The sequence below is a fragment of the Janthinobacterium sp. GMG1 genome, from assembly GCF_034427795.1.
Classification (GTDB): domain Bacteria; phylum Pseudomonadota; class Gammaproteobacteria; order Burkholderiales; family Burkholderiaceae_D; genus Janthinobacterium.
Genome location: NZ_JAXQNT010000006.1, coordinates 12823 through 32896, shown reverse-complemented (window position 1 = coordinate 32896; position 20074 = coordinate 12823). Strand labels below are relative to the sequence as shown.

Sequence of the window (20074 nt, the reverse complement as noted above, 5' to 3'; positions counted from 1 at the left end):
ATATGATCATTCGGCCTACCACCAACTGGTTCCGCATGCTGTTCGTCTGGGATGGCTCGGTGCTGCAAGCCATCATCCCGCAATTGCTGCTGATGCTGGTCGTCAGTTCGCTGGCCCTGCTGACGGATGGCCGTATCTTCGGCGTCAAGATTCCACTCGATACGGCGCCGTTTCCCATGGTCGGCATCAGCCTGGCGATCTTTCTCGGCTTTCGCAACAACGCCAGCTATGCGCGCTTCGTCGAGGCGCGGCATATCTGGGGGCAATTGCTGATCGCCGCGCGGGCCCTTGCTTCGCAGGCGCTCACGTATCTGCCGCAGGAGACGAGCGGCCTCGACCACCAGTTGCTGCTGCGCCGCCTGATCGCTTTCGTGTATGCACTCAAGCACCAGTTGCGCCAGACGGACCCGCAGCAAGACCTGGCGCGCTACCTTCCGGCCGAGGACGTGCAGCGCTTGCAGGGCGTCAACTTCAAACCTGTCGCCGTGCTCCATTCCGTGCGTGCCATGCTGCACGACGCCGTGCAGCGCCAGCCGGGCCAGACGCAGCTGCTGTGGATGCTCGATACCCAGCTCAACGACCTGGCCGCCACCGTGGCCGGCTGCGAGCGCATCCAGAACACGCCGATTCCGTATCCGTATGGCGTGCTGGTGCACCGCACCGTCTACATGTACTGTTTTTTACTGCCGCTGGGCCTGGTGGACGCCATCGGCGTGGCCACGCCCCTCATTTCCGTGTTTGTTGCCTACACCCTGTTTGCGCTGGAAGCCATCGCGCAGCAGATCGCCGAACCATTCGGCCTGGCGCCCAACTGCCTGGCCCTGAACGCCATGACGCGGGAAACGGAACGCTCGCTGCTGGAATTGCATGGCGACCCGCTGCCGCCTTCGATACGGCCTTGTCCGCGCTATCAAATCAATTAACGGGAGAACACACATCATGGAATGCGACATCACCACCATCGAACGCGACGGTTATCTGGAAGTTCCCATGGTGCGCCACCAGGCCGGCGTGGCCACGGCGGGCCACGACATGGTGGCCGAGGAGTATCCCGTGGCCCTCGTCTACAACGGCATCGCCCACGCGGTGATGATGGCCACGCCGCGCGACCTCGAGGAATTCGCCGTCGGCTTTACCTTGACCGAAGGCATCGTCGGCAGCGTGCGCGATATCTACGACCTCGACGTGTGCTGCGGCGCGGACAGCGCGGAAGTGCGGCTGACCATCGCCCAGCCGGATTTGATCAAGCTCAAGGCCCGCCGCCGCGCTCTGACGGGGCGCACGGGTTGCGGCGTGTGCGGCATCGAAAGCCTGGCCCTGCTGGACCTGGTGCCGGAAAAGATCACGCGCCCCCTGCCGCCGCTGGTCGCCAGCAGCGCCATCCTCGGCCGCGCCGCGCGCGAACTGCTGCCCTACCAGGAGCTGATGCACAAGACGGGCGGCGTGCATGCGGCCGCCTGGTGCACGGCCGAGGGCGCCATCGTGAAAGTGTTCGAGGACGTGGGCCGGCATAACGGTCTGGATAAACTGATCGGCTACCTGGCGCTGCACCGCATCGCCATGCACGACGGCTTCGTCTTCCTGTCCAGCCGCGCCAGCTATGAACTGGTGCGCAAGTCGGCGCGCATGCATATCGGGCTCGTCGCCACCATCTCGGCGCCCACCTCGCTGGCCATCCGCATCGCGCGCCAGGCCGGCATGCAGCTGGCCAGCTTTTGCCGCCGCGACGGCTTTGTCGATTACACGGCGGGCGAAAGGGGAAATAGCGGCCAGCATGCACCTTGAACAGCCGATGCTACATTCTTTGCCGTAAAGCAAGTGCACGCTTGACTTGCCGCCGCTGCAGGCCAACTATGACAATAGTTTCCTATTGTTAACTTTGCCTGCAGCCACTATGCTGGCGCGGCAGCGATGAAAGGATGGCGGCGATGGCCCTGGCACAAGAGCAGCATCTGATGGATACGTGGCAAACGGGCGGCTTGAAGCCGCGTGCCTGCGATTGCGGCGGCACCGTCTTCACCATCCTGCATCAGCGGGTGATGGCGGACATGCGGCGCCGGCAGTTTCTCGGTGGCGCGGCCGCCATGCTGGCGCCCTTCATCGGCCTGTCCACCAGCAACGCCATCGCCCAGCAGCCGCAAACGCCCCAGCGCCCCCTGCTGCTGACCAATCTGCGCCTGTTCGACGGCACGGGCAAGACGCCCCGCTCCGGTATCCACGTGCTGGTGACAGGCCCGACCATTACCGCCCTGTTGCCGGCCGGCGAGAAGGTGGAAGGCGCGCACGTCATCGATTGCCAGGGCAAGCTGGTGATGCCGGGCCTGATCGACGCCCACTGGCACACCATGCTGGCCGCCATCAACCAGGTGACGGCCATGACGTCCGACGTTGGCTATCTGTATCTGGTGGCGGCGCAGGAAGCGCAGCGCACCCTGCTGCGCGGCTTTACCTCCGTGCGCGATCCTGGCGGCCCCGCCTTTGCTTTACAACGCGCCATCGATGAAGGCATCGTCGACGGTCCGCGCATCTTCCCCTCGGGCGCCATGATTTCGCAAACCTCGGGCCATGGCGACTTCCGCCTGCGCTCGGAGATTCCCCGCGCGGCCAACGCGCCGCTGGGCATGGCGGAAACGGCGGGCATGGCCATGATCGCCGATGGCGAGGCGGAAGTGCTGCGCCGCGTGCGCGAGCAGCTGATGCTGGGCGCGACGCAAATCAAGATGATGGCCGGCGGCGGCGTCGCGTCGATGTACGACCCGCTCGACAGCACGCAATATTCGGAACGCGAACTGCGCGCCGGCGTGGAAGCGGCCGCCGACTGGGGCACGTATGTGATGACCCACGTCTACACGCCGAAAGGCATACAGCGGGCCATCCGCGCAGGCGTGCGCAGCATCGAACATGGCCAGCTGGCGGACGACGATGCCGTGCGCCTGATGCGCGACACGGGCACGTGGTGGAGCCTGCAGCCTTTCCTGCAAGACGCGGATGCGAATGTCTACCCCGATGCGGCGCGCAAGGCCAGCCAAACCATCGTATCCGAAGGCACGGTGAAGGCGTATGCGCTGGCGCAAAAGTACGGCATCAGGACGGGCTGGGGCACGGACATCCTGTTCAGCGCGAAAAACACGCCCACGCAGGGCCGCCAACTGGCGAAACTCACGCGCTTTTACGATCCCCTGACCTTGCTGGCACAGGCGACGGGGCAGAATGGCGAACTGCTGGCCCTGTCCGGCCAGCGCTCGCCCTATCCGGGCACTCTGGGCAAGCTGGCCGTGGGCGCGTTTGCCGACTTGCTGGTGGCCGATGGCGATCCCACGAAGAACCTCGATTTCCTCGCCCAGCCGGAAGAAAGCCTGCTGCTGATCATGAAGAACGGGCGCATCTACAAGGACAAATTGAGCGCGCCACGGGCAAGCTGAAGGCTGGCGCGTTGGCAACGGCGGTGGCTTGCCGCATAATGCGCCCATGTTCAAACTGACTTTTCTCGGCACGTCTTCCGGCGTGCCCACGCGCCACCGCAATGTCACGTCGCTGGCCCTGCAAACCACGCACAACCGCGACTGGTGGATGATCGATTGCGGCGAAGCCACGCAGCACCGGCTGCAGCGCCTGCCCCTGTCCGTGCACGACCTGGTGGGCATCTGCATCACCCACGTGCATGGCGACCACAGCTATGGGCTGCCTGGCTTGCTGGCCAGCGCCTCGATGACGGGACGCAAGAAGCCCTTGCTGCTGATCGCCCCGGCCGCCATCAAGGCCTGGATCGACGCCACCCTGCTGCACACGGAACTGTTTTTGACGTACCCCTTGATTCATATCGACGTGGACAGCGCGCCAGTCGTGCATGAGGAGGCGGGCTTGACCATCTCACGCCATGCGTTGTCGCACCGCGCCCCGAGCGTCGGTTATCGTTTTGCGCTAGAAACAAGCAGATGGAAGCTGGACAAGGCGGCCCTGCAGGCAGCCGGCGTGCCGCCCGGCCCCGCCTGGGGACTCTTGCAGGCTGGCCAGGATGCAATCCTGGACGATGGCACGGTATTAAACGCCGCCACCTTCCGCCAGACGGACACGCAGCGCGCCACGGTGGTGATTGGCGGCGACAACGACACGCCAGCGTTGCTGACGGACGCCTGTGCCGGCGCGCAACTGCTCGTGCATGAAGCCACCTACACGGAAGCCATGCTGCAGAAAGTGGGCCCCGGCCCCACGCACAGTTCCGTGCAGCGCGTGGCGCAGTTCGCCGAAGCGGCCCGCTTGCCGAACCTGATCCTCACCCACTTCAGCGCCCGCTATCACCATGCGGAAGGCATGGCCGAGCTGGAAGCGGAAGCCCGGCTGCATTACTCGGGTGAACTATTCCTCGCGCGCGATTTCGACAGCTATGAACTCGATGCGGCAGGTGTGCTCAGCAAGCTGCCGGCAAAGAAATCTAGTGTGGATTGACGCCATACTGCGTCGCATACTCTGCCGCCAGCGCGCGCGCCGCCTGCTGCTGTGACGGCGTGAGGATTTCCAGCAACTGGTCGCGGTTCTTGATCGATTGTGCGCTGCCCGCCTCGGCCGGCATGGCGATCCACGCATACGCCTGCACGTAGTCGAGTTCCACGCCCTGCCCTTGCGCGTACAGCAAGCCGTATTCGTTCTGCGCCGACAGGGAACCGGCTTCGGCCGCCTGCTTGTACCAGAAGGCCGCCTCGGCGAAGTCTTGCGGTACATCAGTCCCCTTGCGGTAGGCCTGCGCCAGGTTGAATTGCGACTGGCCATCGCCCGCCTCGGCCGCCTGGCGGCCATACGCGAGCGATTGCGCCATGTCTTGCGCGACGCCATCACCGCTCGCATACATCAGGGCCAGATTGGCCAGCGACGGCGGAAAGCCCGCCTGCGCGGCTGCCGTGAACAGTTCCACCGCTTTCGGCAAGTCTTGCGTCACGCCATGGCCCTGGTAATACAGGCTGGCCAATAAATGCTGGCCGGCAGGATCGCCGGTGCGCGCAGCCGCGTCGAATTGCCTGAATGCCTCGGCGTGCTGACCGTCGTTATAAGCGAGAATGCCCGCTTCATTCAAAGATTCGGGAGAGGATGTCATCAGAATTCCTTATTCGGGGATTTTTGGGCATTGTACACAGCACTGTTCCGCGCAGAATGCACGATAGGGAATGGTGTGGCACATTGCCCAAATCATGCGTTATCATCATTCTCCGCCCGATATAATCGGGGCATTGTGCCCTACATTTGGGGCCCAATATCCGCCCAAGAATAACGCCATGAAATTGATTGTTCTGCTTTTATCCCTGATTTCCACCTCGGTTTATGGCGGCACCTTGCACCTGGACAAAGCCGCGACAGGCAAAGTACGGCAAGCGGCCGATATCCGCTATGCGAATCACGATGAAAAACAGACGTACCAGCTGAAAATCGGGAAGCAGTGGATACCTGGAAGTTGCAGCACCAGCGGCACGGGCAATTTGCATGCGCTGCTGGTCGACATGAATTTCGACGGCCATGCCGACCTGTGGGTTACCGGTTACACGGATAGCCAGGGACGCATCCGCTGTTCCGATGTATGGCTGTGGGATGCGCCGGCGAAGCAATACCGTTTCAATCAACCCATGTCTGCCATTCCGAATCTGGATATCAGCACAGCCGATCAAAAAATCGAAGGCGGCATCCCCAATTGCGGCTGCGCCGCGCAATGTTTTTATGAAGACAGCTATGCGTGGCGGGCTGACAAATTAATCACCACCGCCCGGCGCGAACAGGATTGCGAGCGCTATCGGGAATACCGCTTGAATGAAAAAGACGCCTTGATCATCGTCAAGGATGAAATCATCGATAGCGGCAATCCCGGCCAGCAGGCCATCGAGAATACAAAAGTAGTTGACTGGCAGCGTCACGCGAAAATCATGCGCAAACCTTGGGAATGATTTTAATCCTGTCCTGCCCGCCATTCATCCGACACCATCGAGTTAATACATGACGACACACCCAGCATCGATTACCTTCCATCCCGCCAGGGCGGAAGACACCCCGGCCTTTATCGCCTTGCGCGGCAAGACGCGGCAAAACGCCGTTTCCGAGGAACGCCTGGCGGAAGTGGGCATCACGACCGTCACCTGGGCGGAAATGATGCGCTCGGGCAGCCTGCCTGGCCAGGTCTGCCATCACGACGGCCAGCTGGTAGGCTACTGCTTTGGCGAGCGCGACACGGGCGAAATCATCGTCCTGGCACTGCTGCCGGAATTCGAAGGCTTAGGCATCGGCAAGACCTTGCTGGAACTGGTGATGACGGAACTGCGCGCGCAGGGCCACCAGCGGCTATTCCTCGGCTGCTCCAGCGATCCCGCCTCGCGCTCCTACGGCTTTTACCGTTACCTGGGCTGGACGGCGACGGGCGAGACGGACAAGTATGGCGACGATGTGCTGGAGTTTCGCTTTACGGCCTAGGTTGTCAAACGGTTGGCATCCCAGACGCGCATGATGTGCGTGATGGCAGCGTCAAACACGGCGTAGCCAACGCCATCGCGGGCCTGAATCGACACGCCCGATAAAAAGCTGTCGAAGACGGACGCCAGCGCGCTCGCGTCCGTACCCGCTGGCAATTCGCCGCTGGCCATGCCCCGCTCCACGCAATGCACGAAACCGGCGCGGGTGCGGGCGCGCGACGCGGTGAGAGGCGCGGCCACGGCCGCATGCTCGGCCGTCGGCGCGCTCATGCAGCCGAGCGCCACCATGCAGCCGGGCGGATGTCCCGGCTCGGACTGCATGCAGGCCGACTGGCGCAAGGCCAGCTCGATGGCCGCGCGCGGCGCCAGGCCATCGTCCCACAGGCATTCCGTCACGCGGGCAAACGTGTCCAGATAGCATTGCGCCGCTTCGCGGAACAGCGCTTCCTTCGAGCCGAACGCCGCATAAAAGCTGGGCGCGGAAATGCCGCCGCCCAGGCTCGCCTTGAGCTGGCTCAAGGAAGTCGATTCATATCCCTGCTGCCAGAATAAAAACATGGCCTGCTCGACCGCTGCTTGCCGGTCGAACGTGCGCGGCCGTCCCATTTGCGCCATCCATCGCTCCTTCTCATCTACTCATGTGCCACTTACATACTACTCGATACAGAAGTCGTTGACAACGCGGTACGCCATCGCCTATATTTATACCGATCGATACATATATACCGCTATAACGGTCGGGGGATTCCTGCGCCCGATTACTTGACAAGGATGTTTGCCGTGAATCACGCTACGCTCACCACCGGAACCAGCCCTGCGCTGGCCGACCGCCTCCCCGTCGCCGGCCTGCTGGCCCTGGCCATGACGGGTTTTATCTGCATCGTCACTGAAACCTTGCCCGCCGGCCTGCTGCCGCAGATCAGCGCGGGCCTCGGCGTCAGCGCCGCGCTGGCCGGGCAAATGGTCACGGCCTATGCGCTCGGCTCCCTGCTGGCAGCCATTCCGCTCACCATCGCCACGCGCGGCTGGCGCCGCCGCAACGTGCTGCTGCTGACCATCATCGGCTTTCTCGCGTTCAATACCGTCACGGCCCTGTCGTCCCACTACTGGCTGACCCTCGCGGCCCGTTTCTTTGCCGGCATGGCGGCCGGACTGGCGTGGAGCTTGCTGGCAGGCTATGCGCGGCGCATGGTGGCGCCCCGCCAGCAAGGCCGCGCCCTGGCGCTGGCCATGGTGGGCGCGCCCGTCGCCCTGTCCCTGGGCGTACCGCTGGGCACCTTGCTTGGTTCGCTGGTCGGCTGGCGCGCCGCGTTCTGGATCATTTCCGCCCTGACATTGATCCTGATCGCCTGGGTGCTGGCGAAGGTGCCTGACTATCCGGGACTATCCGTCCATGAACGCCTGCCCCTGCGCCGCGTCTTCACGACGCCGGGCGTGCGCCCCGTGCTGGCCGTCGTCATCGCCTGGATGCTGGCGCACAACATTCTCTACACCTACATCGCCCCGTTCGTGGCGCCGGCCGGATTGACGCAGCGGGTCGACCTGGTGCTGCTCGTCTTCGGCGCCGCCGCCATGGCCGGCATCTGGATCACGGGCCGGCTGGTCGAGCGCCACCTGCGCGCAACCGTGCTGGCCAGCCTGGCCGTGTTCGCCGCGACGGCCATCGTGCTGGGCCTCGCAGTGCACCTTCCCTTTGTGATCTACCTGGGCATGGCCGTCTGGGGCCTGAGCTTTGGCGGCGCGGCCACCCTGCTGCAAACGGCGCTGGCGGACACGGCCGGCAGCGGCGCCGACGTGGCCTTGTCGATGAATGTGGTGGCGTGGAATGGGGCGATTGCCGCCGCGGGCGTGGTGGGCGGCGCCTTGCTGGAAACCTGGGGTGCCGGCGCCTTCCCGTGGGCCATGGTGGCTTTGCTCGTGCTGGCCTTCCTCGTCGCCTGGTCGGCCCGCGCGCACGGCTTCCGGCCGGGACGGCGCAGCGGCGGCGCGCCCGTGGCCGGGCATTGAAACGGTGCTTTCAGATCGCCGCCGGCACGTCCAGAATACGGGGAACGTGCCCCGTATAGGCAAGGAAATTGACCAGAGTGGCATGCGACAGCGCCACTGTCGCCGTGTTGCGCAGCGGATGGACTTGCACAGCATCCGCTTCCCACACGACCTGGTCCAGTACCAGTTCCACCGCCTGCACGTTGTCGTGGATTAGCGCAAACAGGCTGACGGAACCGGGCGTGATGCCCAGGTGCAGCAACAGACGTTCGGGCGAGGCCATGCTCAGCTTACTTGCTGGCAATAGACGCCCCAGCGCCGCCAGGTCGATGCGCTTGTCAAAGGGCACGATGACGAGAAAATGCCGGCGGCCCTTTTCATCGCGCACGAATAGATTCTTGACCATCAGGCCAGGCATGGCTGGCACGTGCACCAGTGCTTCATCGATCGTGTGCACGGCCGGGTGCTCGACGGATTGGCAATCGCCGGCGCTGCTTGCCAGCCAACTGGACAGGATCTCTTGCATGGGTATTTCCTCAGCTCGGATGAATGGGCGATGAGGCGATTGTAGCGGCGCGCCATGTGGTGCGCTTGTCGTCAGGGCTTGTGCTCGTCCTGGTCGTCCTGGTCGTCCTTGTCGGCCGCCTCCAGTCCCCAGTCATTCCAGCCTTCGCCAAACAGCTCGATCGGATGCTGCGTGCGCTCGGAACCATTGCCGCAGCGCATGGCGTCCGGCGGACAATATTTGTCGCAACCCCAGCAGATGCGTTCGGGGTTCTTGGGATTCAAGGGAAAAGGCTTGGCCATGGGAGGCGATCGTGGTCGGTTGAGGGTTCCTTGTAGACTCTAGACCTGGCGCGGGGGGCGGTCAAACGAATTCGGGTGAGAAATTCGCATAGGTCAAATTTGCGAAAATTTGCTGTGGCGGCAGCTTGCGCCTCGCGCTTATCCGGGAGGCCAATGAATGCCGTCCAGAGATAAGCATCACTCCCGTTCATAACTGGTCACCGCATCATTCGCATTACTCTTGATGACCTTCATCATCCTGGCGTTGCCTTGGTATTTCATCTCGAGAATTCTCAGCTGATTTTTCGCCGCCTTGCAGTATTTATGTATGTTCTTGAGAATGTCATCCTGCTGCCTCCTCGGTAGCTCGCCATCAAACTCTCCCGCCAAGTGTCCACATGCTTCAGCGTTATAGATAAATCTGCTGACATCCTTGGGGAGTGGCTCGGCTGAAAAAGCAAAAGAACAAACAAAGTAAACTGGCACCATCAGAAAAAAATCTCGCATGGATTCCTTTAATAGCCGTTATTAGACCAATGTGGCCGGTCGCTTCCAGGCCCGTTGTATTTCTTGACACCATACGTTGCAGCGACCGCGATAAGTTGCCTGTTCATGCCTGTCCTCGGCAAAGTGGCAATCTTCACCATATTACCGCTCGCATCTTTCACCTCTACCGTTCCGTTCCACAGCAAATCCATATCAATCGCAAGACCAGAATTGTGTTGCGAGCGTAGTGCAGGTTTGATGGGCAAATGATGAATCTGTAAAACAATCAACATCGCCTTTGCAGCCTTGACCGATGCGTCAATTTCACCGTGATCCCACTCGATATTCACACCCGCCATTTTTGGGATGTGTTGGGGATCCAGCTGTTTTCTTGCGAGTCTCCACGCATAATGCATCAGGTAAGAGCGCTGTGGCGGTCTGTAGGTGGCATTGATTGCAACCCTGATCCCCGCCTCTTTCATTGCATATAGAAAATCTTCTACTGCCAAACGAAAATTTCCTGATAAATCCCTCGTGTTGGTGCTACCTGGAAATTTCCGCCCCCATTTTTCACCGCTAAGTTCGTCGGCCATCTCGCCTCCCCCTGAAATATCCTTAATTTAATGCAAATTAGAGGGATGGTTTTGACAGGAAACAGGAGCTTGGGGGAGCTGTATCAACTGGACATAATTGCCTTACTGCGTAAAAACGGCCACTTCCAGCACGGTTCGCGCGTAATTGACACCGCCGTCGACAGCCGGCTGTGCCTTCAGCTCATCCAGCACGTAGACCATCGTCACCATGGCGCCAGGCACGAACAGCCTGGTGTCCTGCTTGTGATTCGTGTAGATGCTTTCGTCGACTGTCGAGCCATCCGCCAGGCGCAAGGTGAAGCTGTTGACCTGATCGCCACGGCGGCTGTCCTGGCCCGCGAAATACGTTCGTTCGATGCTGCCCGTCAAGGTTTGCGTCTGGAGGCGTTTGGCCTCGATGCTTTCCCACCAGGCTTCGGAAGCGAACAGGCCGTGACTGCCTTTCAGGCCCATGTGGGGCCTGGAACTGTCGCGGGTGAGGGACTGGGTTTTGGCGACGCGGCTGGGGTCTTTTGCCAGGGCTTCGGCAAGGGTGTAGACGGGTTTCATAGGGCGCTCAATATTTGCGCCGGATGACATAGGCATTGCCGGCAGGCTCAAAACCGAGCGTCGGATAGTAAGACATGGCATCCGGGGCGGAGAGCAGTATCAAGGATACTTCGTCGCCGATGATAGCCTGAGTGCGCTTGACAAGTTCCTTGCCGATACCCAGACCCTGGTACTGCTTGTTGACGGCCAGATCCGACAGATAGCAGCAGTAGGCATAGTCCGTCAGCGACCGGGCCAGTCCCACAAGCTCATTATCCACCCAGGCCGACAGCAAGAGACAAGGCGCGGCGAACATGCGCGCGATTCTCGGGAGATTGTCGGTAGGACGCTTGATTCCGGATTGATCGAAGACATGGACGACATCGAGCGGATCGAGGGGGAAGTTATGACGATATTCTACGGTGATGTTTTTCATGGGTTCAAAGGTGGAAGGTAATTGGGCGCAGCGTGTTTCTGCAAACATTGCTCATGTTGGCATATGCATTAATAGTATGCCAGTTGCGGGGGCGAGAAGGCTGTTCCCGTCCCCGCCACGCATCTGACGCTCATTCAAATGCCCGGAACTTCAGGAAACGCGGGCCTTCATACGCCACCTCGCAATCAAATAGGAATCCTGCCAGCAAACGAACGAGCTGCGGTAGCTTGTGTGACAATGCAGACACTGGAAATGTGGAACCTTCCATATCTCTATTTGATATCAAACAGACTTGGTAAGGATTGTAAATATGTGGGTACCGTTAAGATTAAATAAACGCATGTCCACCTCCTTTGTTGCCGCCCTTTTTCTTGTTGCTGGTGCCTCATCAGCACTCGCTGGCACGCTTGACGAAGACCGGACACGCGGTGACATCCATGGCTTGTTTGAGATCAGGGATGCAGCAGTACAGTTCATGGCAGCTGAAAATGCAAAAAATGGAACAAGTTGGCAAGTCCTGGAGCCGAACCGGAAGATTCTGGTGACGAAATGTGCGGTAGCGTTGCGTGTGCAATGGGTTCCGAAAGGCCATGGCCTGTCCGGACCGAATGTTGCTGTGATTTGCGCCAAGACCGTCAAGCCTACGATACAAGATAAATGGGAAGTGTTTGTGCCGATCGCCAAGGGGCCGGTGGCGCATAAATGATCAGCTCGCGAGGGTATGGCTGGAGGAGCCATCCTGACAGCAACCGATCATCGGAATTCTTCGGAGTGTCATGAATGCGATAAAAAAACCAGTCAGATGACTGGCTTTTTTATTATGTCGGACTTTCTTGAAACTGTTTGGCATTATCAAAAATTTCATACCATGCAGGCTTGGAGCCAACATGCACATGAAATTGTATTCTTACCTCAGGGTCATCATCCAGGCAGTTAAGCGATATTGGAAATGAATCACTCTCTGAACCAATCTCCCCCAAAGAAGTCCCGCATTTTTTGCAAAAAGTTCTAGCGTATTTAAAAGGAGCCTCTGGCTCATATCGTTGAATAAATTCCCGCCCCTCCAGCAAGGTAAATGCATTTTTATCCACGAAGGCCAGGGCACTCGCTCCGGCCTTCCGGCAACGCGAACAGTGACACATGCCCATCATGCCTGGGGGTGAGGCCAATTCAAACTTTACTGAGCCACAGCAGCAACTGCCTTTGATCATGAGGTGTCCTTTTTGAAAGTTGACACTGTATTTTTACACAGTACTTCTCGACAAACAAGACACATAGGGAGGAATTTTTTCAGCACCGAAACGAAGGGCTGTTCCGCCATTCAGACGCGGAGCGATGCGCTGGATGCCGTGAAAGCTGGCTCAGTCGAAACTGACGACAGCCACGAACGCGCGCCACCGGCGCGTAAACGGTACCCACCGGCATACCCTCTCCAAAGCGCAAGCCCGAACTATCCTCGCGAGCGTATGCCCCAGCCACATCCAGCATTAACAGAGTGAAACTCCGCCAGGAACGGGACTAACGTACTTTGTTGGGCGGCCCTATTCCGCCGTAGTCGGGTCAATTACTGAAATGACTTCCGACACACGGTTTGCAGGGAAGCCTCCTTGCTGGGCATGTTCGCGAACCAGTTCCTCATTTGCAGCGATGTAAACACAGTAGATTTTATCGCCAGTAACATAACTTTGGAGCCATTGAATTTGTGGGCCCATCTTGTTTAGTACACCGCATGATTTCTGCGAAATGGCTCGAAGTTCTTGCTCTGATAACTTGCCAGCCCCGGGAATATCACGCTCAATAACGTACTTTGGCATAGCACTCTCCTTATGATGTTTCCGGGCGAACACAACACTCGCCGGCTCCATGCGTCACACATGCCGTGACATCTTTTGTTATACACCACTCTGGCTGGTTAGTATTGCTTAAATTATCATAAGATACCGAGATACCATAACTGTTTTCTTCGACCCGCCTGCCGACGCTGCCCACTAGCCGCATCACTGGATCTCGGCCGACTATTCTTTGCCATCAAGGGAGGGTCAAGTCCAACTCCAGACCGCCCATCCTGATAAAGAAGAAGGTGGCGATCCCCAGGCCCACGAGCAATAGCACGAAGACTGTGACCACCTTGCCGCTCGCGCGCAGCACCGCGCGATTCTGCTTCGCCTTATCCTTGTCCTTCTTCCCTTGATCGTAATGCCACTTGATGGCGAAGAACATGCCCGTGCCGAGCACGAGAGCCTTGAACGTCACGAAGACTATAGGGGTCCAATCCAAATCCGTCATTTTGAGTATTTCCAGTCTATTACTTGACACTATCTATCGTGAGGAGCACCACCTCAAAACGCTGCTTCAGCAGCTTCTGTTCCAACCATCTCCCAGGCACCCTGTTTGACTCTGTCATTATAGCTACCGATGAAATAACAATGGCATCGGGCGCAGTGATTTGCCATATGCAGATGAGAGCGGCGAAAACGTCAGCGACTGCCATACAAGGACGGTGTTGCTGCACGCTCTGATGCATACTACTTGAAAACAATATCCATACATTGGGACAAAATGTCCTAGTTGAAAACCATGCAAGATGAGAATTTTGCCATCTGTTTGCCGCGCTTGGCCGGGAATAAAAGGCCACGTTTTTGGCAGATTGCGCGTGCGTTGCAGGCGGAGGCTGCAGACGGATCCTTGACACAGGGTGACCGCCCGCCTCCGCAGCGCCGGTTGGAGGAGTCGGGGCGGGCCAGGCGGTGCCTTCGTCCCCAACGAAAGCCGTACCTACCAACATACCTACACAAAGGCATCGTGCAACAAAGGCTTTGCGTACTCCTCAAATACCTTGGCTTCGGGCAGAGGCGCAATCTAGTCGGGAAAAACATGGCCAACTGCGATAGTCGCCGCCTTCAACGCGATCATTTCGCCCCCCGGAAGGCCCCTGTCGGCATTGCTCAGCACCGCCACATACAATTGTTTCTCGGGCAGACGCAACGCGTAAGTAGAAAAGCCGGGAATGCCGCCGCCATGTGACTGCATTGGCATACCGCGCATCTCGCGCACGCTCCATCCGTAGCCATAGGGGACACTTTTGCCGTCGGCCAGGACATAGGCGGTAAACGCTTTCTGCTGAGTGGAAGGCTGAAGCAGTTTGCCTGCGCTGACGGCGGCATCCCAGCGCGCCAGGTCGTCCACTGTGGACACGAGTGCGCCGGCTGCATACGGCAACGTCATGCTGACCGCCTTGCCTGGTTCGAAGCCAGCGCCGGCACTGCTGCGCGTATAGCCCTGGGCGCGCATCGCGCTGCCACGTTCATGGCCATCGTAAGCGCTGTTGACCATACCGAGCGGCACGAAGATGCGCTGTTCGACGAATTTTGCATACGATACCCCGGATACCTTTTCGATAATCGCCCCCAGCAAGAAGTAACCTGAATTGCTGTACGCGTAGCGGGTACCCGGTTCGAACTGGAGCGTATCGTTCTTGAAGCTGTCTATCATCTGACTCACGGTCAGATCCGTGTTCATTCCCGCCTCAAAGCCCGGCTTGTTCGTATAGTTGGCGATGCCCGAAGTATGGGTCAGCAGATGTTCGATCGTAATGCGCTGGCCTCCGCTGGGGTAGTCGGGAAAGAACTTGTGGATGTCGTCGCCCAGGGCCAGCTTACCTTCATCGACCAGCATCAAGATGCCGGTGGCAGTGAACTGTTTGGTGATTGAGGCGATGCGCATCACCGTGTCCGGGGTCATGGACAAGCCCTTGGCCACATCGGCCATGCCATAGGCCTTGCGAAACACGGTCAGGCCATCCCGCGTGACAATGATCGTCGCGCCAGGCTCGTTGGCCTTGAACAGGGGCGCGATCTCGCTGTTGATGCGTGCGGCCAGCGCTTCTTCTTCACCAAGTGCGGAAGCAGTGGTGGCGGTGGAGACGGAGTCAGCCTGGCTGGCAGGAGCTTGCAGTAGTAAAAGCAGTGTCAGCAGCAGCGGTGAGGCGAGGCGACGCGTGTGAAGTTTCAGCATGTGGACATCCCCGTTGAAAGGCTCGGCAGCGCGACCGTTCGCGCCAGCTCAACAAGGAAGATAAAGGAGATGGCGACAAAGAACTAACAGCTTGCGACGAACTGCGCTTTCGGCGGACCAGCGGGAGAAAAGCGACGTTTAGTGGTGAGCGAAGTAAAAACCACTGGAGGGCAGTTTCTTTATTTTCTGACGAGCGGTGGCAGTCGAACTACCTCTTGAAACCCGCATTAAGCCTAGATTTACCATAGGCGATGAGATAAGCATGCCCCCAAACATGCCCCTAAAAAGAATTCCTTGATACAACCCCCATCTGCTGAGTTGCCGAAAGTCGGCGCCCCCCGTCTGCCAAGGCGGCCGTAGCTTGCCACAGAATTTATCCATTCCAAAGAAGAATGCACCCGGACCCGGCCATCTCTGTAGGAGGTACCGTTTTTCCGGCCGACTTGTTGTCGTTGACCCAGGGCGCCGAAATAGTTGATCCGCCCATGCACAAGGCAATCGTAGAGCCAGGGCAGTAGGTAGCTGGTCGAGAGGGAGTTATTGCAAATCAGCAGCCTAGGTTAATTCGGCGCCACCGCAACAGGCGCAGAAGCATCAAGGTCCCCTTGCCCTTCAGAAGGCGATGTGATCTACTCCAGCGACCAAATAGGGGGACAACTTGTCAGATTACGACTTTAAAGCATTGAACGACAAAGAATTTGAGGTTCTGTGCGCCGATATACTGAGCCAAACATTCGGGCATCGATTTGAGCGTTTTAAACCAGGACGCGACTTGGGAGTAGATGGACGTTTTTTCGCTGAAGAGGGTGGCGAAGTGGTCCTGCAATGTAAGCATTGGGCAAGAACACCGTTTTCAAGTTTGCTTCTCTCGCTATCCAATGTTGAGAAGCCAAAAATCGATAAACTAAATCCGTCCAGGTATATATTAGCCGTATCTAATCCATTATCCAGAACCGACAAACAAAAAATCGCGGCCGCACTGTCGCCACATATAAAACATGAAAATGATATTTTCGGCAATGAAGATTTAAATGATCTGCTGCGCGCCCATGAAAAAATAGAAGAACGTCACTACAAATTGTGGCTCCATAGTTCAAGTATTCTCAAGCACATTATGAACCGAGCGATACTCGGTCGCAGCCGTGATTCTCTGCTCGAAATTCAAGAAAAGAGTGATCGTTACGTTGTGACATCAAACCATGGCAAAGCCCTTGCACAACTCGAAACGTGCGGCATAGTTATAATCACTGGCGAACCCGGAATAGGAAAAACCACATTGGCGGATCACCTTTGTTTGCATTATGCGGCAAAGGAGTTTTCTTTCTTAAAAATTGAAGATGACACTATTGAGGCAGAAGGCGTTTTTGATGCCGATTCACAACAAATATTTTACTTTGATGACTTTTTAGGACGCAACTATCTAGAGGCGCTAAGTGGGCACGAAGGCAGTAAAATAACAAACTTTATAAAACGAGTTGTACGAAACAAAAATAAACGATTTGTACTCACCTCGCGGAGCACTATTCTTAATCAGGGAAAGATACTACATGACACATTCCAACATGAAAAACTCGAAAAGAAAGAGTATGAATTAAAGATTGCCTCGCTTTCAGAACTCGATAAAGCAAGAATACTTTATAACCATATATGGCATTCCGACCTTACGGCTCAACATGTAGAAGAAATATATAGGGAAAAACGGTACCGCAGCATCATCAAGCACGCCAACTTTAATCCGCGATTGATCAGCTACATCACAGATTTCTCCAGACTTGAACAAATCGACGCGGCCGACTACTGGCGTTACATCGAAGAGTCTTTGGACAATCCTGCCCACATATGGGAGCACCCGTTCACGGCACAGCAGGACGATTTCTCGCGTGCTTTGATCGTACTTGTAGTATTGAACGGGCAAAGAATTATTGAGGATAAATTATCATCGGCATACCACAAATTTATCACGCTGCCGGGGTGCCAAAATATGCAAGGGCGACAGGATTTTCACACGAATTTGAAAATATTAACAGGCTCATTTTTCAATCGGTACATAAATTCTGGTCACAATGTCGAGATTGATCTATTTAACCCGTCCATTGGCGACTTTGTTCTTCCGAGGCTCTCCGGAAATATTTCAATGCTTCAACGCGGATTTCTTTGCTTACAAACTTCGGCTTCCGTACTCACTCTGATTAGTCTTTACGAAAATTCAACCATTACGAAGAGCAATTGCCAAAAAATTGCGACCGCGATAGTTGGAAGAATGATAGAGGTGAAATTTCACGACTATTCGCTCGAATACATTTCTGACTTAACGTTTTTTATAATTACCAAACTTTCAACCAACGACGATCTCGATGCTGGCCTAGTTGTAATATGCAGACGCATAATAGGGGCAAAATTAAACATGCGACAAATCGGAAATTTTTTTCGGATTGTGGAATGGGGGTTGAAAAGCGGCGATCTTTCCGGCTCTGAGGCTCTTGAATTTCTCGATGACCAGACTCACCGAATCGGGAACGACCATGAAATTGCGTCTGCCTGGAGCCTAATGGATTCGATTCCCCACTCAACAACCGATTTTTCCAGAGTCCAAGCAAAGATCGAGGATCATTTACACGAGATGCTCTCTGATAATATTACCGATTTCATTGAAACTTCAGATGCCTATCGCGATTTCCAATATGGGGAATACGATGAAGCGCGCGAGCGCCTTGCAGAATTAGTCGACGCAAAGCTCGAAAAACTCGGCGTTTCAACCTCGCGTTTGCTCGGCATTCAAATTGTCGAGGGCTATGATGTCCAGGATGATATGGACGGATATTTCCAGAATTCATATGACGACCGCTCTTACAATTCCAGCAACGGCTCAACGCCTGACTATGGAGGCGAGATCGATGATCTGTTCGATCGCGGATAAGGGCGGGCCTGTTGCGTGTCGCTTTGGTGGCTGGACGCGAGGGACGCGAGGGTCAGGTCCGGATTTCAGACACGGACTGAGGCGTAGGTGCTGTGAAAGCTGGCTCAGTCGAAAAGCTGTGAAATCACGAACGCGCGCCTGCGGCGCGCGGGGCTGCCGCGCAGCGGCAGCAGTTGGAGGATTCGGGGCGGGCTGGGCCGGTAGGCCCAGCCCTTCGAATCTCACACGCAGGGCGCGAAGGCGCCCTGCTCGCTTCCGACAGGCAATAAAAAACCGCCCGAAGGCGGTTTCTTTATTTCCTGGCGGAAGCGGTGAGATTCGAACTCACGAACAGTTTAACCCGTCGCTAGTTTTCAAGTCTCCAAAATATTCATTCAATATCAAAAGCTTAGATTAAATTTCATTCCGCATCCAAGGTTTTCTATCGCCTCATTTCCCTCCTATTTTCGCCGCTATGGACAGGCGATGCGGAAACGATTTTGCTATGAAAGGTACGCTACCTTTCTTTCAACAAGACACTTGAATTTTCCTTAAGGTATGCCAACATTGCTATCTGGACTGCTAAGCTAAACAGCCGTTTGGCGGCAGGTTCCGTTGGAGAGACCTATGGCAACTGACCACCGCATTACCCCTCTCAAAAAAACCGATCTGCAATACTCCTACCCGAAGTCCACCTCCGGCGGCGACGACCCATCGAAACGCGGTGTCCCGGACAGCAATCTGCTAAATCGCTCCGAGTGGTATGAGATGCTTTACTATTGCAACCGAGTCGCGAACACACATTTCTTGGGAATGAAAGACATTGCTCTCAAGATCGAACGAATGATCAAAACGGACACGGTGCCACCGACCATTCACAAACAAGCCGCCATTGATAGCTTTATCGTCGACAATATTGCTCGTTATCCAAATATCTAGATAGGTCCAGGGGTGTGATTCCTGTTGGCGGGGATTCGATTCCCGCCGTCTCCACCACTGATTTTTTAGAATCAAGTAGTTAGCAAGATGAAGGCTGTCATTATTTGGGTTGTTTTAGCCTAGGAATGACAACAAAATGACAGCTTTTTTTGCCCTTTTAATACCCGTAAATTACCACTTAGTGAGTGTCTATGACGTGTTGCTTTGTTTATTCAGATCGATTCATAACGATGGCCGCAGCAGATACACGCGTAACCATCCATGCCGATGATAATTACATTTTCATTGATGGGCCGATGGACGATGATGCGCCAATGAAGGAAGCCAGCACTGGGAGAACAATTTTTTTTCCATACCATTACAGAAAAATTAGATTCATAGAGCCAGGATGGGTAGCGGCAGCAGGCTCAAGTGATTTGAGCACAAAAATTTTAGATCTATTAAAAGAAAAATGCCCGACCTCTCATGAGGAAACAATTTCTACCATCCGAGAAAATGTTTCAATAATGGCACAATTGGCAGCTGACGAAACAGGTTTTGAGTTGGATGAAATTTACAATACAACAATATTTGTTGGCCAGTTAAAAACACCTGCGCAGTCAGTGTTGCTTGATGCCAATCTAGGAATAGGGGAAGTTCAAGCGGGCAAACTCGTTATCAATTGGCCATTAGATGTCTCTGAGGAAGAAAAATGTAAGGCTCAAGATGCTTTCCTTTCAAGCATAATAAGTGTGAAAACTATTGGTGGCGCAATTCAAGCTGCCGCTGCATTAATTGGAGCGGCAAGCCACGCTACACATTGCAGCAGTCAAGCACAAATCGGACTTACATTGTCTATTTCCGACTCACACACTCAGTCGCTATACGTTGATGGAAACGTTGTTGAAATTGCAAATATGACTGAAGATGAAATTAAACAACGAGTCAAGATGGCACAATGAGTACCGATCAGGGTCGCATGGTG

Annotated in this window: 23 protein-coding genes; 11 read left to right on the top strand and 12 right to left on the bottom strand. The window is 56.3% G+C overall.

The features are described 5' to 3' along the window. Positions 1 to 2 precede the first annotated feature (2 nt). The 4 genes from SJI03_RS16775 to SJI03_RS16760 all read left to right on the top strand — a co-directional run bounded on the left by SJI03_RS16775 (position 3) and on the right by SJI03_RS16760 (position 4446). A complete protein-coding gene (locus SJI03_RS16775) occupies positions 3 to 923 on the top strand; it encodes a bestrophin family protein (protein ID WP_322427962.1) in 921 nt (306 codons plus the stop codon). A 16-nt stretch (positions 924 to 939) separates the two neighbouring features. Beyond that, positions 940 to 1785 carry a formate dehydrogenase accessory sulfurtransferase FdhD gene (gene fdhD, locus SJI03_RS16770; protein ID WP_416208758.1) on the top strand — a complete coding sequence of 282 codons (846 nt, stop codon included), beginning with the start codon at positions 940 to 942 and terminating at the stop codon, positions 1783 to 1785. 143 nt (positions 1786 to 1928) lie between these two features. Next, a complete protein-coding gene (locus SJI03_RS16765) occupies positions 1929 to 3422 on the top strand; it encodes an amidohydrolase family protein (RefSeq protein ID WP_322427961.1) in 1494 nt (497 codons plus the stop codon). Positions 3423 to 3468: 46 nt separating this feature from the next. Further along, the gene (locus tag SJI03_RS16760; RefSeq protein WP_322427960.1) at positions 3469 to 4446 is read left to right on the top strand and encodes a ribonuclease Z; all 978 of its coding nucleotides are present in this window, start codon (positions 3469 to 3471) and stop codon (positions 4444 to 4446) included. Here SJI03_RS16760 and SJI03_RS16755 read toward each other — a convergent pair. Further along, positions 4433 to 5089 (bottom strand): tetratricopeptide repeat protein, encoded by a 657-nt coding sequence (locus tag SJI03_RS16755; RefSeq protein ID WP_322427959.1) that lies wholly within the window; start codon positions 5087 to 5089, stop codon positions 4433 to 4435. The genes SJI03_RS16760 and SJI03_RS16755 overlap by 14 nt on opposite strands. Positions 5090 to 5159: 70 nt before the next feature. Between SJI03_RS16755 and SJI03_RS16750 the strand changes: the two genes are divergently transcribed. Then, positions 5160 to 5927: an XAC2610-related protein gene (locus SJI03_RS16750; protein WP_322427958.1), complete on the top strand. Its 768-nt coding sequence runs from the start codon at positions 5160 to 5162 to the stop codon at positions 5925 to 5927. Positions 5928 to 5976: 49 nt separating this feature from the next. Beyond that, positions 5977 to 6447, top strand: a complete 471-nt coding sequence (locus SJI03_RS16745; protein WP_322427957.1) for a GNAT family N-acetyltransferase — start codon at positions 5977 to 5979, stop codon at positions 6445 to 6447. On the opposite strand, the gene SJI03_RS16740 is transcribed toward SJI03_RS16745, so the two are convergent. Continuing rightward, entirely contained in the window at positions 6444 to 7061 is a 618-nt protein-coding gene (locus SJI03_RS16740) for a TetR/AcrR family transcriptional regulator (RefSeq protein WP_322427956.1), read from the bottom strand. The genes SJI03_RS16745 and SJI03_RS16740 overlap by 4 nt on opposite strands. A 156-nt stretch (positions 7062 to 7217) precedes the next feature. Here SJI03_RS16740 and SJI03_RS16735 point away from each other — a divergent pair, with 156 nt between their 5' ends. Next, on the top strand, positions 7218 to 8453 hold the full coding sequence (locus SJI03_RS16735; protein ID WP_416208757.1) for an MFS transporter: 1236 nt from the start codon (positions 7218 to 7220) through the stop codon (positions 8451 to 8453). A 10-nt stretch (positions 8454 to 8463) separates the two neighbouring features. On the opposite strand, the gene SJI03_RS16730 is transcribed toward SJI03_RS16735, so the two are convergent. From SJI03_RS16730 to SJI03_RS16705, 6 genes are all read right to left on the bottom strand, one after another. Continuing rightward, on the bottom strand, positions 8464 to 8958 hold the full coding sequence (locus tag SJI03_RS16730; protein WP_322427955.1) for a prolyl-tRNA synthetase associated domain-containing protein: 495 nt from the start codon (positions 8956 to 8958) through the stop codon (positions 8464 to 8466). A 71-nt stretch (positions 8959 to 9029) separates the two neighbouring features. Further along, positions 9030 to 9239, bottom strand: a complete 210-nt coding sequence (locus SJI03_RS16725; RefSeq protein WP_099380054.1) for a DUF3079 domain-containing protein — start codon at positions 9237 to 9239, stop codon at positions 9030 to 9032. Between the two features lie 177 nt (positions 9240 to 9416). Beyond that, positions 9417 to 9725 carry a hypothetical protein gene (locus SJI03_RS16720; RefSeq protein WP_322427954.1) on the bottom strand — a complete coding sequence of 103 codons (309 nt, stop codon included), beginning with the start codon at positions 9723 to 9725 and terminating at the stop codon, positions 9417 to 9419. Between the two features lie 8 nt (positions 9726 to 9733). Then, positions 9734 to 10297 (bottom strand): hypothetical protein, encoded by a 564-nt coding sequence (locus SJI03_RS16715; protein ID WP_322427953.1) that lies wholly within the window; start codon positions 10295 to 10297, stop codon positions 9734 to 9736. A gap of 102 nt (positions 10298 to 10399) precedes the next feature. Continuing rightward, complete coding sequence (locus tag SJI03_RS16710) at positions 10400 to 10846, bottom strand: hypothetical protein (RefSeq protein ID WP_322427952.1); 447 nt, start codon at positions 10844 to 10846, stop codon at positions 10400 to 10402. A gap of 7 nt (positions 10847 to 10853) precedes the next feature. Then, positions 10854 to 11261, bottom strand: coding sequence for a GNAT family N-acetyltransferase (locus SJI03_RS16705; RefSeq protein WP_322427951.1), 408 nt, complete (start codon positions 11259 to 11261; stop codon positions 10854 to 10856). 340 nt (positions 11262 to 11601) lie between these two features. Between SJI03_RS16705 and SJI03_RS16700 the strand changes: the two genes are divergently transcribed. After that, positions 11602 to 11967, top strand: a complete 366-nt coding sequence (locus tag SJI03_RS16700) for a hypothetical protein (RefSeq protein WP_322427950.1) — start codon at positions 11602 to 11604, stop codon at positions 11965 to 11967. Between the two features lie 112 nt (positions 11968 to 12079). Here the strand turns inward: SJI03_RS16700 and SJI03_RS16695 are convergent, their stop codons facing one another. The 4 genes from SJI03_RS16695 to SJI03_RS16680 form a co-directional block, all read right to left on the bottom strand. Further along, on the bottom strand, positions 12080 to 12472 hold the full coding sequence (locus SJI03_RS16695; protein ID WP_322427949.1) for a GFA family protein: 393 nt from the start codon (positions 12470 to 12472) through the stop codon (positions 12080 to 12082). Positions 12473 to 12802: 330 nt separating this feature from the next. Beyond that, on the bottom strand, positions 12803 to 13075 hold the full coding sequence (locus SJI03_RS16690) for a DUF4242 domain-containing protein (RefSeq protein WP_099380048.1): 273 nt from the start codon (positions 13073 to 13075) through the stop codon (positions 12803 to 12805). Between the two features lie 214 nt (positions 13076 to 13289). Beyond that, entirely contained in the window at positions 13290 to 13547 is a 258-nt protein-coding gene (locus tag SJI03_RS16685) for a hypothetical protein (RefSeq protein ID WP_322427948.1), read from the bottom strand. 573 nt (positions 13548 to 14120) lie between these two features. Beyond that, complete coding sequence (locus tag SJI03_RS16680) at positions 14121 to 15275, bottom strand: serine hydrolase domain-containing protein (protein ID WP_322427947.1); 1155 nt, start codon at positions 15273 to 15275, stop codon at positions 14121 to 14123. Positions 15276 to 15933: 658 nt separating this feature from the next. Between SJI03_RS16680 and SJI03_RS16675 the strand changes: the two genes are divergently transcribed. From SJI03_RS16675 to SJI03_RS16665, 3 genes are all read left to right on the top strand, one after another. After that, positions 15934 to 18192, top strand: a complete 2259-nt coding sequence (locus SJI03_RS16675) for a restriction endonuclease (protein ID WP_322427946.1) — start codon at positions 15934 to 15936, stop codon at positions 18190 to 18192. A gap of 606 nt (positions 18193 to 18798) precedes the next feature. After that, the gene (locus SJI03_RS16670) at positions 18799 to 19110 is read left to right on the top strand and encodes a hypothetical protein (RefSeq protein WP_322427945.1); all 312 of its coding nucleotides are present in this window, start codon (positions 18799 to 18801) and stop codon (positions 19108 to 19110) included. 230 nt (positions 19111 to 19340) lie between these two features. Next, positions 19341 to 20051 carry a hypothetical protein gene (locus SJI03_RS16665; RefSeq protein WP_322427944.1) on the top strand — a complete coding sequence of 237 codons (711 nt, stop codon included), beginning with the start codon at positions 19341 to 19343 and terminating at the stop codon, positions 20049 to 20051. The last annotated feature ends 23 nt before the right edge of the window (positions 20052 to 20074 follow it).

What these genes read in the sequence shown, in the direction of transcription:
- SJI03_RS16760 (WP_322427960.1), top strand. Translation starts at nt 3,469, where the DNA reads ATGTTCAAACTGACTTTTCTCGGCACGTCTTCCGGCGTGCCCACGCGC.
- SJI03_RS16665 (WP_322427944.1), top strand. Translation starts at nt 19,341, where the DNA reads ATGGCCGCAGCAGATACACGCGTAACCATCCATGCCGATGATAATTAC.
- SJI03_RS16745 (WP_322427957.1), top strand. Translation starts at nt 5,977, where the DNA reads ATGACGACACACCCAGCATCGATTACCTTCCATCCCGCCAGGGCGGAA.
- SJI03_RS16705 (WP_322427951.1), bottom strand. Translation starts at nt 11,261, where the DNA reads ATGAAAAACATCACCGTAGAATATCGTCATAACTTCCCCCTCGATCCG.
- SJI03_RS16690 (WP_099380048.1), bottom strand. Translation starts at nt 13,075, where the DNA reads ATGCCAAAGTACGTTATTGAGCGTGATATTCCCGGGGCTGGCAAGTTA.
- SJI03_RS16750 (WP_322427958.1), top strand. Translation starts at nt 5,160, where the DNA reads ATGGTGTGGCACATTGCCCAAATCATGCGTTATCATCATTCTCCGCCC.
- SJI03_RS16755 (WP_322427959.1), bottom strand. Translation starts at nt 5,089, where the DNA reads ATGACATCCTCTCCCGAATCTTTGAATGAAGCGGGCATTCTCGCTTAT.
- SJI03_RS16775 (WP_322427962.1), top strand. Translation starts at nt 3, where the DNA reads ATGATCATTCGGCCTACCACCAACTGGTTCCGCATGCTGTTCGTCTGG.
- SJI03_RS16700 (WP_322427950.1), top strand. Translation starts at nt 11,602, where the DNA reads ATGTCCACCTCCTTTGTTGCCGCCCTTTTTCTTGTTGCTGGTGCCTCA.
- SJI03_RS16740 (WP_322427956.1), bottom strand. Translation starts at nt 7,061, where the DNA reads ATGGCGCAAATGGGACGGCCGCGCACGTTCGACCGGCAAGCAGCGGTC.
- SJI03_RS16680 (WP_322427947.1), bottom strand. Translation starts at nt 15,275, where the DNA reads ATGCTGAAACTTCACACGCGTCGCCTCGCCTCACCGCTGCTGCTGACA.
- SJI03_RS16765 (WP_322427961.1), top strand. Translation starts at nt 1,929, where the DNA reads ATGGCCCTGGCACAAGAGCAGCATCTGATGGATACGTGGCAAACGGGC.
- SJI03_RS16695 (WP_322427949.1), bottom strand. Translation starts at nt 12,472, where the DNA reads ATGATCAAAGGCAGTTGCTGCTGTGGCTCAGTAAAGTTTGAATTGGCC.
- SJI03_RS16735 (WP_416208757.1), top strand. Translation starts at nt 7,218, where the DNA reads ATGTTTGCCGTGAATCACGCTACGCTCACCACCGGAACCAGCCCTGCG.
- SJI03_RS16685 (WP_322427948.1), bottom strand. Translation starts at nt 13,547, where the DNA reads ATGACGGATTTGGATTGGACCCCTATAGTCTTCGTGACGTTCAAGGCT.
- SJI03_RS16730 (WP_322427955.1), bottom strand. Translation starts at nt 8,958, where the DNA reads ATGCAAGAGATCCTGTCCAGTTGGCTGGCAAGCAGCGCCGGCGATTGC.
- SJI03_RS16670 (WP_322427945.1), top strand. Translation starts at nt 18,799, where the DNA reads ATGGCAACTGACCACCGCATTACCCCTCTCAAAAAAACCGATCTGCAA.
- SJI03_RS16710 (WP_322427952.1), bottom strand. Translation starts at nt 10,846, where the DNA reads ATGAAACCCGTCTACACCCTTGCCGAAGCCCTGGCAAAAGACCCCAGC.
- SJI03_RS16720 (WP_322427954.1), bottom strand. Translation starts at nt 9,725, where the DNA reads ATGCGAGATTTTTTTCTGATGGTGCCAGTTTACTTTGTTTGTTCTTTT.
- SJI03_RS16715 (WP_322427953.1), bottom strand. Translation starts at nt 10,297, where the DNA reads ATGGCCGACGAACTTAGCGGTGAAAAATGGGGGCGGAAATTTCCAGGT.
- SJI03_RS16725 (WP_099380054.1), bottom strand. Translation starts at nt 9,239, where the DNA reads ATGGCCAAGCCTTTTCCCTTGAATCCCAAGAACCCCGAACGCATCTGC.
- fdhD (WP_416208758.1), top strand. Translation starts at nt 940, where the DNA reads ATGGAATGCGACATCACCACCATCGAACGCGACGGTTATCTGGAAGTT.